The sequence below is a fragment of the Pedobacter sp. GW822-FHT03F06 genome (genome assembly GCF_058801365.1).
Genome location: NZ_JBXANE010000017.1, coordinates 13761 through 25161, shown reverse-complemented (window position 1 = coordinate 25161; position 11401 = coordinate 13761). Strand labels below are relative to the sequence as shown.

10 protein-coding genes are annotated in these 11401 nt (G+C 40.3%); 5 read left to right on the top strand and 5 right to left on the bottom strand.

The genetic code is table 11. The features are described from left to right. Nucleotides 1-5: 5 nt before the first annotated feature. Nucleotides 6-524: a hypothetical protein gene (locus tag AC1RJ8_RS23290; RefSeq protein WP_492956207.1), complete on the top strand. Its 519-nt coding sequence runs from the start codon at nt 6-8 to the stop codon at nt 522-524. A 275-nt stretch (nt 525-799) separates the two neighbouring features. Here the strand turns inward: AC1RJ8_RS23290 and AC1RJ8_RS23285 are convergent, their stop codons facing one another. Further along, complete coding sequence (locus AC1RJ8_RS23285; RefSeq protein WP_492956208.1) at nt 800-1693, bottom strand: LysR family transcriptional regulator; 894 nt, start codon at nt 1691-1693, stop codon at nt 800-802. A 76-nt stretch (nt 1694-1769) separates the two neighbouring features. On the opposite strand from AC1RJ8_RS23285, the gene hutH reads away from it, so the two are divergent. Both hutH and hutU read left to right on the top strand, forming a co-directional pair. Next, complete coding sequence (gene hutH / locus AC1RJ8_RS23280) at nt 1770-3305, top strand: histidine ammonia-lyase (RefSeq protein WP_492956209.1); 1536 nt, start codon at nt 1770-1772, stop codon at nt 3303-3305. A gap of 18 nt (nt 3306-3323) precedes the next feature. Further along, the gene (hutU, locus tag AC1RJ8_RS23275; RefSeq protein WP_492956210.1) at nt 3324-5330 is read left to right on the top strand and encodes a urocanate hydratase; all 2007 of its coding nucleotides are present in this window, start codon (nt 3324-3326) and stop codon (nt 5328-5330) included. A 188-nt stretch (nt 5331-5518) separates the two neighbouring features. On the opposite strand, the gene AC1RJ8_RS23270 is transcribed toward hutU, so the two are convergent. Both AC1RJ8_RS23270 and AC1RJ8_RS23265 read right to left on the bottom strand, forming a co-directional pair. Then, entirely contained in the window at nt 5519-8014 is a 2496-nt protein-coding gene (locus tag AC1RJ8_RS23270; protein ID WP_492956211.1) for a PAS domain S-box protein, read from the bottom strand. A gap of 91 nt (nt 8015-8105) precedes the next feature. Next, the gene (locus tag AC1RJ8_RS23265) at nt 8106-9008 is read right to left on the bottom strand and encodes a LysR family transcriptional regulator (RefSeq protein ID WP_492956212.1); all 903 of its coding nucleotides are present in this window, start codon (nt 9006-9008) and stop codon (nt 8106-8108) included. Between the two features lie 99 nt (nt 9009-9107). On the opposite strand from AC1RJ8_RS23265, the gene AC1RJ8_RS23260 reads away from it, so the two are divergent. Beyond that, nucleotides 9108-9737: an NAD(P)H-dependent oxidoreductase gene (locus tag AC1RJ8_RS23260; protein ID WP_492956213.1), complete on the top strand. Its 630-nt coding sequence runs from the start codon at nt 9108-9110 to the stop codon at nt 9735-9737. Then, nucleotides 9709-9993, top strand: a complete 285-nt coding sequence (locus tag AC1RJ8_RS23255) for a putative quinol monooxygenase (RefSeq protein ID WP_492956214.1) — start codon at nt 9709-9711, stop codon at nt 9991-9993. Before AC1RJ8_RS23260 ends, AC1RJ8_RS23255 begins: the two co-directional genes overlap by 29 nt. On the opposite strand, the gene AC1RJ8_RS23250 is transcribed toward AC1RJ8_RS23255, so the two are convergent. Next, on the bottom strand, nt 9994-10845 hold the full coding sequence (locus tag AC1RJ8_RS23250) for an EamA family transporter (RefSeq protein ID WP_492956215.1): 852 nt from the start codon (nt 10843-10845) through the stop codon (nt 9994-9996). A 116-nt stretch (nt 10846-10961) separates the two neighbouring features. Next, a complete protein-coding gene (locus tag AC1RJ8_RS23245; RefSeq protein ID WP_057931635.1) occupies nt 10962-11309 on the bottom strand; it encodes a hypothetical protein in 348 nt (115 codons plus the stop codon). Between the last annotated feature and the right edge of the window lie 92 nt (nt 11310-11401).

Sequence of the window (11401 nt, the reverse complement as noted above, 5' to 3'; positions counted from 1 at the left end):
ATATTATGTTCGAAAAAAAAGATGTGCCCCTGATTTTTGAAGAATTTCAGGAAAGAACAACAAAAATTAAGGATTTAAATAAGGTGCCTGTATCAGACCCGGTATATTTAAAATTTTTATCGGAATACAAGGGCCTAGAAATCACACCTGACATAGAAATATTTAGCTATGAAGGTGCTTTAAATGAAAATAAGTATATTGAGAAAAATTATCCAGCGCTATATGATAAAATTTGGATGATTGGACGAAGTGGGCAGGGAGATGAATGGTTTATTCATATAGAAAAGTCAACCATTTTGTTTTATGATCACAATAAAGGGGAATATAGTTCTATTGACGACTTTCTTGATTTTCAAATTAATTTTCTCGTATTCCTTCAGGCTGCTTTTTTGTACCGTGAGCTTGAAGAACAATTAGATGATTATGACGATAATCTGCCAGTAGAAATTCAGGAATTATTTGTCGATAGTTTAGAAAAAATTAGTAATGATTTCTATTTGAAATACCCCTATAGATACTTTTGATTTCCGATCGGGTAATACCATCAGTATAAATTTACCTCAATCGCCAACAATCGCTAATGGCCTGTACAAACCATTATTAGCAATTATTTTGGTACACTGTATGGGCTTATGGTGGTGCAGGTAAGAAAGTTTGGGATTGCGAAATGGAAATACGTAACCTTAGCGGTGATCGCGAATTTTTGCCCGTTTAGGCATCGGGACCCGTTCGGGGAGATAAAACCAGGCTGTATTATAGTGGGTTTAGATATTATATTATGATCCTGAGATATCACAGCCTAAACCCTATCCTTTAATAACAGTTTGATCACATTTTTTAAAGCTGGGTTCCGGTTAGATTCTTTCCAGATCATGTAAAGCTCTGTTCGTTGCGGAATATGCGTAAGCTCAACAAACTTAACGTTTTCCTGATAGCCATATTGCAAGGCTGTGGGTACAATGGCAATGCCGAGCCCTTCCTCTACCAGTTTGTAAATGGTGAGCGCATTAACCGATTTATGGTAGGTTTTGGGTTTAAAGCCATGATCCTCGCAAATACTCATCATCAGGTCATAATAGAATGGACTGTCGTCACTCGAGAAAAAGATAAAGGGTTCATTGCCCAATTTTTCCACCGCTTCAAATGATGCTTTTTTCATTGGATGGCTTTTAGGTAATACCAGCGAAAAAGTATCCTGATGGATCATGTGTTTAGAAATACCCGGTTTAAACTGTTGCATCCTCACAAAGCCCATGTCGAGCATGTCTTTTTCCAATAGTTCGATCTGTAGCTTATTAGGCATTTCGTCCAGATTGGTTCTGATTTCTGGAAAATCTTTGTTGAGTTTAAAAATAACTTCGGGCACGATTTTCTGTGCTGCTGAACCTAAAAAACCAATGCGAAGTTCGCCCTGTTTGCCCTCATTAATATTGCTGATCTGTTTCTTGATGTTTTCGATATGGCTGAACAGAAAATCTACCTCATCTTTTAGGTACAGGCCTGCTTCGGTAAGCGCTACCTTTTTTTTATTACGATCGAACAATGGAGCGTTAAAAATTTCCTCCATCTGTTTAATCTGCCGGCTTAGCCCTGGTTGAGAGATAAAAAGACGGTCTGCAGCCTTTCTAAACTTCAGCTCCTCAGCCAAAACCTGAAAATATTTTAAGTGTCTAAGTTCTATCTGATAACCCATGGTTATTACATGATGATGTAATTGGTATTTATAGGTATCAAATATAGGGCTTATTTTTGTTTAAAACCTTTTTAACATGAGCGAGCAACAGATTTTTAACTATGGGACAGATCATTTAACCGCTAAATTGGCCTTGGCCATTAGCAATGGCGAGATAAAAGGGATACTGAGCGAGCATACCCGCAATAAAGTGCTGGAAAGCAGCAAGGTAGTTGAACGGATAGCGGTTTCAGGTAAAGCCGTTTACGGCATTAATACCGGTTTCGGACCACTGTGCACCTCCATGATTTCGGCAATTGATACCCGTAAATTACAAGAGAATATTTTGAAAAGTCATGCTGTTGGTGTTGGAGAGCCGATAGATCATGAAATATCAAAACTGATGCTGGTTTTAAAACTACAGGCTTTAGCTCAGGGATATTCAGGTATTAAAATCGAAACACTCGATCGAATGATCTGGTTTTTAGAAATCGGCGCTACACCAGTAGTTCCAAAACAAGGTTCTGTTGGTGCCTCTGGCGATCTTGCCCCTTTATCTCACCTCTTTTTGCCTTTAATTGGCTTAGGAAAGGTTCATTATAAGGACGAAATTATTGCAACAACTCAGCTTTTACAAGAATATCAGATGAGTCCGCTGCAATTGGGGCCAAAAGAAGGCTTGGCCCTCATTAATGGTACCCAGTTTATAGCTGCACATGCCGTTAAAGTGGTACAGCGGTTAGAAAATGTGCTGGCTTCAGCTGATATCATTTCGGCGATGATGATTGAAGGATTACAAGGCTCTGAAAAACCGTTTCATGCACAGCTTCATCAGCTTAGGCCTTATCCCGCAAATATCGCAGTTGCCGGGCAAGTACGTAAACTGTTGCAAGGTTCTGAAATTATGAAATCGCACGCCGATTGTGCCAAAGTACAGGATCCATATTCGTTAAGGTGTATTCCGCAGGTACATGGCGCTTCCAGAACGGCATGGATGCATTTAAAAGAAGCTTTAGAAATCGAGCTGAATTCGGTAACCGATAACCCTGTAATATTTAATGACGATTTAACGATCAGCGGCGGTAATTTTCATGGTCAGCCATTGGCCTTACCGCTCGATTATGCCTGCTTAGCTGCTTCAGAAATCGGAAACATCAGCGATCGTAGGATTTACCTTTCCCTGGAAGGAAATACCCCTGGCGTACCCAAACTCCTGATGAAAGAAACTGGATTAAATTCTGGTTTTATGATTGTTCAATATACCTCGGCGGCTTTGGCCAGCGAAAATAAAGGGCTTTGTTTCCCGGCCAGTGCCGATAGTATCCCAACTTCGTTAGGTCAGGAAGATCATGTGAGCATGGGCTCCATCAGCGGACGTAAAGCCCTTCAGGTGATCGAAAACGTAGAAAAAATCCTGGGTATCGAGCTGTTTTGTGCGGCACAGGCAATTGATTATCATCATCCATTAAAACCAGGCAAAATATTGGCTGCGGTGCACGCGTTTGTGCGTACTGAAATTGATCATTTTGAGGAAGATCAGATTATGTACGATAGGATGGAGAATGCCATTCAAATGGTACAACAAGGTAAAATCGTTGCCGTTGCAACCGAGGCAGAATCAACATTGGATTAAGCGTTTAAATTGTAAAACATGGATTTTAAAGCACAGATACTGGCAGGTATTCCTTCAGCATTGCCTGCACACAAAAACAGGAATACAGCACTAAGCCATGCCCCCGTAAGGAAGGATGTTTTAAATGCAGATGAAAAAAGACTGAGCATTAAAAATGCTTTGCGTTATTTCCCAAAAGAATGCCACCAAACACTTGCGCAAGAATTTTTAGCTGAGCTGGAAAACTACGGACACATTTATATGTACCGTTTTATGCCCGATTATGCCATTTATGCAAGAGATATAACGGCATATCCCTATCGTACTGTTCATGCTGCGGCAATTATGCTCATGATCCAGAACAATTTAGATCCCGCAATTGCACAGCATCCTGAAGAGCTGATTACCTATGGCGGAAACGGAAGTGTATTTCAAAATTGGGCACAGTATCTCTTAACCATGCAATACCTGGCCACGATGACCGATCAGCAAACGCTGAATATTTATAGTGGGCATCCTCAGGGCCTATTCCCTTCAAGTAACGCTGCACCACGTGTTGTGGTTACCAATGGTATGATGATCCCCAACTATTCTTCACCTGAGGACCTTGAAAAGTTTAACGCTTTAGGGGTAACCCAATACGGCCAGATGACGGCAGGTTCGTACATGTATATAGGGCCACAGGGCATTGTTCATGGCACGGCCATTACCTTAATGAATGCTTTCCGCAAAAAGGGTTTTTATGGAAAGGATACTGCGGGTAAAGTTTTTCTTACTGCAGGATTAGGTGGTATGAGTGGCGCACAAACGAAGGCGGGCAATATTGTGGGTTGTATAACGGTGTGTGCAGAGGTAAACCCCAAGGCTGCAACCAAAAGGCATCAACAAGGCTGGGTAGATGAACTGATCGATAATTTAGATGAACTGGTTAACCGTGTAATACTTGCCCAAAAAGGAAAAGAAACGGTGTCTCTGGCATACATTGGCAATATTGTGGATGTTTGGGAGCGGTTTGATGAAGAAAATATTGAAGTGGCCATTGGTTCTGATCAAACTTCGTTACATAATCCATATTCAGGAGGCTATTATCCGGTAGGTTTAAGTTTTATTGAAGCAAATGAAATGATGGTAAACGCGGCTGATCAGTTTAAGCTTCAGGTTCAGGATTCGTTAAAAAGGCAAGCAACAAGCATTAATAAACATACTGCCAAAGGAACTTATTTTTTCGATTATGGAAATGCCTTTTTGTTGGAGTGTAGTAGGGCGGGTGCCGATGTAATGTTGCCAAATGGGATAGATTTTAGATATCCATCTTATGTAGAAGACATTTTGGGCCCATTGTGTTTCGATTACGGTTTTGGCCCGTTTAGGTGGGTTTGTGCTTCAGGTAACGAAAAGGATCTCGATTTAACCGATCAAATGGCTAAGGAGGTGATGGAAGAAATTAAGCTTAATGCCCCGGTAGAAATACAGCAACAATTGCAGGATAATATCAATTGGATCAGTGCGGCAAAGGAAAATAAACTTGTGGTAGGCTCAAAAGCGCGGATTTTATATGCCGATGCTGAAGGAAGGGCCAAGATAGCGCGGAGGTTTAACGAGGCGATTAATAGCGGCGAATTATCAGCACCAGTTATCCTTGGTAGAGATCATCATGATGTAAGCGGAACGGATTCTCCATTTAGAGAAACCAGCAATATTTACGATGGAAGCAGATTTACCGCAGATATGGCTGTTCATAATGTAATTGGCGATAGTTTTAGGGGCGCCACATGGGTTTCGATCCACAATGGTGGTGGTGTTGGTTGGGGAGAAGTAATAAACGGTGGTTTCGGAATGGTATTAGATGGAAGCGAACAAGCTGCTGAAAAACTACAGAACATGCTTTTTTATGATGTAAACAACGGCATTGCGAGAAGAAGCTGGGCACGAAATAAAGAAGCCCGATTTGCTATCGAACGCGAAATGGAACGGACGGGTACTTTAAAAATTACACTGCCAAATTTGGTTGATGATGAGGTTTTGGAGGAATTAGCGATAGATTAAGCCTTTTTTGGTCATTCTGAACGCAGTGAAGAATCTTTTTAGGTAACAGCACATACCGAAGTGAAAGATTCTTCGTTTCACTCAGAATGACAAACAAATAGATCGTATAAGTTCTGCAACGACAATTTTCCAGAAAAACCTTAGCGCAATTGCTAAAACCTTTGTGTTCTTTGCGGTTAAAAATGCGATTAATTCAATGGCAAAGTAAAATGAAAAACGGAACCCTTACCTTCTTCGCTTTCTACCCAAATCCTGCCGTTGTGTCTTTCAATAATTTCGGCGCTTAAGTAAAGCCCGATTCCAAAGCCCGAAATGGTGTGGTTACCCTGTACGCGGTAATAACGTTCGAAAAGTTTATCAATATCCTCTGGCTTTATGCCTATTCCCTCATCTTTAATCAGGATTTCAACTTCAGTATCGTGCAATTTGCAGGTAATCTCGATACGTGTGCCATTGTCTGAGTATTTTAGGCCATTGCTGATTAGGTTAGAAATTACATTCCCGATTTTATTCCGATCGCCATTAATGTTAACCTCACATGTTGGGTTTAATATAATTTGATGCGAAGATTGCGACACATAGGTTTCTTCGATGGTTTCTTTTAGCAGTTCATCTAAGCTAAAGTTTGTTTTTTCAATAAGCAGCTTGCCAGATTCTAAACGCGACACATTTAAGAAACCATTAATCATGGCGGTCATTTTCCTGATCTGGCTGTGCGCTTTATCTAAAGCGATAATGGCATAATTATCTTCATCTTTTTTCGCTTTGCGCTGCAAAACCTGCACAAAACCATTAATTGCTGTTAGCGGTGTTTTTAACTCGTGACTGACCATTCCGATGAAGTCGTTTTTTCGAAGCTCATCTAATTTTTGCTCCGTAATATCGATGAAAAGACCAGAATACTCCGTTGGGTTTCCATGTTGGTCTAAAAATACACGCCCGGTTGCTCTAACCCATTTTTCCTGACCATTGATTAAATTGTTAATGGGATATTCCATATCACTGGGTAAATGGTTTTTCATGGCATTATCGAGCGCCGAAAAAAGCATGTTATGGTAATCTGGATTCACGGCCTTCATAATCATATCCATTTCTGCAGGTTTATCCAAAGGCAATCCAAGCAAGTCCTTAACAAAGCTCGACACGGTAACTTCAAGTGTTTTCGGATTGATGCTCCAGGTGCCCATTCTGCCTGTTTCTATCGCCTGTCTGAGTTTTTCCTCACTATCTGATAGTTTATTGGTGTACTTGATCAGGTCATCATGCGTTTGAGCAAGCTCTTCATTGGTAGTGGCCAGTTCTTCGTTTGCTGCAGCCATTTCCATATTTATACCTTGCAGCTCTTCCTGATAAAGTTTTCGTTCTGTAATATCGGGACTTACCGTAGCGATGGCAACTATTTCATCCGTTTCTTCATTTCGAATGGCAAAGCCATTCCATTCAATCCAAAAAGGATGCCCTGTTTTTTCATTCCAGAATCGAATCTCCTGTCTGAAGGTATTATTCTTTAAAATCCCTGGCAGAATTTTCTCCGCCATTAATCGATCTTCAGGAAAAACACAATCTAAGATTGTTCTGTTCGAAATGCCAGACCAACCTAGTTTTTGTAATGCGGCGGGATTTAGATACTGGATTGACATATCCAATTCGGCAATACCTATAAATTCTGAACTCGCCTCTATGAGTTTATTTAGATTTAATCGCTCTATTTCAATTAACTTTCGTTCTGTAATGTCAATGCAAGAGCTAATGTAGCCGGCAAATGAGCCATCGGCATGAAAACGTGGAGGGCCGCTAGCAAGCAACCATCTGTAGTCGCCTTTTTTAGTGAGAATTCTAAATTCGCCGGTAAAAGGTTTTTGTTCGGCAAGGGCCGAAAGGTAAATATTTACATACCTGTCCCGGTCTTCAGGATGAATTAAATCTGCCCAGCCAAAGTCGAGCAGGTCTTTTATTGACCGGCCAGTAAGTTTTACCCACGGTTTATTAAAATAAATGGCTTTTCCACTTTCATCCCCAACAGCAATAAAGATGTCGGTTCCCTCGGCCATGGTTTTGAACCGTTTTTCGCTTTCCGAAAGTTGATTAAAGCGTTCAACAACCCTTAGTTCCAGTTCGTTATTTAAAACGTGTAGTGTTTCTTGTGTTTCCTGGAGTTCTTCATTGGTGGCAACAAGCTCTTCGTTGGTTGTGGCAAGCTCTTCTACTGTTGCCGCCAGTTCTTCATTTAAAGTTTGTTCGCGTTGTAGTGCCTCTTCTCTTTCAAGCGCCTGTTCCATAGCCTGTTGCCTAAGTACCCGCTCGCTTACATCAATTGCTGTATGTAAAATGCAGATGGTTTTACCTGCATCGTTTTTTATAGCCCGGTATTCAAAATCAAAATAAAATGTTTGCAGTTTACCGTCGATCACCAAATCCGCTGCGGTATCTTTTCCTGAAATAACCAGGCCTTCTAACCAAACTTTTCTGAACATATCGATAAAAGGCTGTCCTTTAAGCTCAGGTAGAGCCTCTTCTAGCGATTTTCCGATCACACTCCTGTCTTTTCCCCATATTCTGAGCATTGCATCGTTTGCTGTCTGAATTATAGCCGTTTCGCCAACGTGTACAGCGGTTGCCGTATGCGTTAAATTAAAAACTTCCAATAACTGCTCATGGCTCAAAAGAAGGCTGGATTGACTCATATGGATGTTTAAGAAATAATCTAAAATAAATATTTTAAGGTTTTAAAGTAAATTTAAATCACGAACCTAAACATGATTTTTTCAATATAAACTATATACTAACCATAACCTCCTTAAAAAGGTTTTTAATGATGTGAATTTCTGCTGCATACTGCGTATTTTTTCTGCAACCAAAGTATAGGGTGTTGGTGAGTTTTGAGGTGCCTTCCCAAATTACTTTTACCTTCCCTTCTTCAACTTCTTTTTTGCAAAGAAAATCGGGGATGATAGCCAAGCCTTTTCCTCCCGATAAGCAGCGCACAATCGAATTGAGATTAGGTACAATGTAGTTTGGGCGGAAATCGGCGTGCTTGCCAAAGTTAAGCTGCCAGAAACGTAAAAGGTGCTCCATATCGCCAGCTGTTCCATACCATTTTTGCTGTTTTAACCATGACTCCATTCCTGAGAGATCTTTCTTTTTAACCAACGAATTAAAAGTTTGCCCATCAGTTTCTATTCCGCCTACTAAAACAATGGTTTCGGAAGAAAAGGCCTCATGTTCTACATTGGCCGAATTGCCTTTTTGTGGGGTGATAATCAGGTCTAGAATACCCTTGTCCAATTGATCTAACATCTCAGGATATTCGCCGAAACGGATAATCACATTAAAAGGAAGTGTAGAAATATATTGTTCGAGTGTAATCTGAAAAGTTTCGAAACACATGCCTACGCTAATGGTTGGTGTATGTTTCTCCGTACTTTTTTGAAAATGTTTTTCGGCATCCTCCAGTTTTGTAAGCGGCTCTACAATGAAATTATAAAGTACTTTCCCTTTTTCGGTCGGGATCATCTTTCTGCCCGTACGCTCGAACAGTTTATAGCCGACGTAACTTTCTAATGAACTTAAATGCAAACTTACTCCAGGCTGCGAAATAAACAGGTTCTCTGCTGCACCAGTTAAGGTTCCTGTTTTATAAATTGCCTTAAAACTTCTGTACCATTCTAAATTGACCATAATAGTGGTATTATAATTCTGATACAAAGCTATGAATTAACTTGTTTTAATAATAGGTTTAGGCGCTGTAATTTTGTCTTATCAAAATAGAAAAACGAAATGACAAAAATATTCATCATTAACGGAGGACAAAAGTTTGGTCACTCCGGCGGTAGGTTTAACGAAACAATAGCCGATGCAACAGCCAGTTTCTTTTCCTCGTTAGCAGATTTCGAAGTCAAAACAACCAATATCAATCATGATTACGATCCAAAAGAGGAAGTAGAAAAATACGTTTGGGCAGATGTTGTAATTTACCACACACCCATCTGGTGGTTTCAGTTACCACATGGGTTTAAACAATATATCGATGTTGTGTTTACCGAAGGACATAAAAAAGGAATCTATGTAAGTGATGGCCGCAAAGCGGATAACCCGACTAGAAACTACGGTACAGGCGGGATGTTGCATGGCCGTAAGTACATGGTAACATCATCGTGGAACGCACCAAAAGAAGCATTTACCTTACCTGAAGAGTTTTTTATGGAAACCAGTGTAGATGACGGTGTATTGTTTGGTTTTCATAGAATGAATGCTTTCACAGGAATGGAACGCATAAATGGCATCCATTTTCACGATGTAGAAAAGAACGCAGACATAACGAGTGCGCTTAAATTGCATGAGGAACATTTAACCCAAAATTTTTTAAATACAGCAGTATATGAGCATTTATCTAACAGCAATTGTTAAAAGTAAAAAAGAAACCACGGCGGCATTAAGAACTATGCTGTTGGATATGGTTGTAAATTCCCGTAAAGAGGAAGCCTGCATTCAGTACGATCTGCATGAATCTGCCGTTGATAATACTTTTGTTTTTCACGAGGAGTGGAAAGATCAGGCAGCTTTGGATCTACACGATCAGCAGTCTTATATTTTAGCCTTTGTAGCGCAAGCGGATACGTTGACGGATGATATTGTAATCTATAAAACCGAAAAACTGGCCTGATTACAGTTTTGCACGCCTGGCTGTTAACGAAGAACCTGCAGATGCAATAACAACGAAAGCCACGGCAAAACACTCTTTTAAAGTGAGGTATTCTTGTAAAAAAACGAGTGCAGCTAACGAAGCCATGGCGGGTTCGAGGCTCATTAAAATACTGAAAGTCCGTGCGGGGAGCTGCTTAAGGGCTCTCATTTCGAGGGTAAACGGGATGGCGCTTGATAGTAGAGCAAGCGCTGCCCCTAAGCCCAGTAATTTCGGATTCAGGCCACTTAAACCGCCGCTAAAAATGCCAAATGGTAAGATGACCAGGGTAGCGAATAACATGCCAATGGCCACAGCATCGCCGCCTTTCATTATTTTTGAGATTCTGCCACCCAGTATAATATAGGCTGCCCAAAAAATGCCAGCTAAAAGTGCTAATAATACACCAAAAACATTTAGCCCAGTACTGGTCCAGGGGGCAATTAGTGCAATGCCTGTTGCGGCCAGTATTACCCAAAGGAAATCAATAGGTTTTTTAGATCCAAAAATAGCCAGGCCCAAGGGGCCAACAAATTCTAAAGTTACGCCTAAACCGATCGGAATTCTTGCTATAGCCATATAGAATACCATATTCATTACCCCTAAACAAACACCATACAGGATAACATATTTCCACTGTTTGGCATTTAGTTTAAATAGGTTTGGCCTAAAAGCGATTAATAAGATAACCGCAGATAAGCCGATTCGCAACGATGCGGTAGCAGCAGCGCCAATTTGTGGGAAAAGCCCTTTTGCAATTGCTGCGCCACACTGCACACTGATAATAGACAGTAAAACGGCTGGTATGGGCGGGATATTGATTTTGCTTTTCATCTGGCGCTCGTAAATGAGGCGCAAAATTACGGAATTATAACCTGCTAATATTTTAAAATAAAAAAAGGGAGAATTAGATTACGCTAATTCTCCCTTTTCAATCAGGTTTTAGGCTATTAACAAAACAATTCCTGCTCGTCTCTATTTTCTGTAGGAATTTTTTTTAGGAAATCATCAAACGATGGTCCTTCATTGTCTGAATAAATGCCATAAGCGTCTAATATATATCCAATATTTTTATCCTGATCTTCCAGTAGGTAAAGCACAGAATTATCTGCAGGGTCTGAATCTCCTTCAAACCGATAAGTTTTAACAATGGTTAAATCTTCAGGTTTATAAATTTTTCCGAGCGATTTACTTTGCATCTTACCGTGATCAGACATTTTTAATTCGTTATCTTTTCCTTTCAGCCTCAATTTCTCTAAAATCTGACTCAAAGTGTTCATTGCTGTTGGCTGTTCCATAGTTGTACGATTTTATACTGATTAAACAAGTGGTATCCGAAATGGTTTTACAAGCATCGATTTTAGGCCAAACTAAATGATTGTCAATCTGT

Coding starts and splice junctions, on each gene's coding strand:
- AC1RJ8_RS23290 (WP_492956207.1), top strand. CDS start 6: ATGTTCGAAAAAAAAGATGTGCCCCTGATTTTTGAAGAATTTCAGGAA.
- AC1RJ8_RS23285 (WP_492956208.1), bottom strand. CDS start 1,693: ATGGGTTATCAGATAGAACTTAGACACTTAAAATATTTTCAGGTTTTG.
- hutH (WP_492956209.1), top strand. CDS start 1,770: ATGAGCGAGCAACAGATTTTTAACTATGGGACAGATCATTTAACCGCT.
- hutU (WP_492956210.1), top strand. CDS start 3,324: ATGGATTTTAAAGCACAGATACTGGCAGGTATTCCTTCAGCATTGCCT.
- AC1RJ8_RS23270 (WP_492956211.1), bottom strand. CDS start 8,014: ATGAGTCAATCCAGCCTTCTTTTGAGCCATGAGCAGTTATTGGAAGTT.
- AC1RJ8_RS23265 (WP_492956212.1), bottom strand. CDS start 9,008: ATGGTCAATTTAGAATGGTACAGAAGTTTTAAGGCAATTTATAAAACA.
- AC1RJ8_RS23260 (WP_492956213.1), top strand. CDS start 9,108: ATGACAAAAATATTCATCATTAACGGAGGACAAAAGTTTGGTCACTCC.
- AC1RJ8_RS23255 (WP_492956214.1), top strand. CDS start 9,709: ATGAGCATTTATCTAACAGCAATTGTTAAAAGTAAAAAAGAAACCACG.
- AC1RJ8_RS23250 (WP_492956215.1), bottom strand. CDS start 10,845: ATGAAAAGCAAAATCAATATCCCGCCCATACCAGCCGTTTTACTGTCT.
- AC1RJ8_RS23245 (WP_057931635.1), bottom strand. CDS start 11,309: ATGGAACAGCCAACAGCAATGAACACTTTGAGTCAGATTTTAGAGAAA.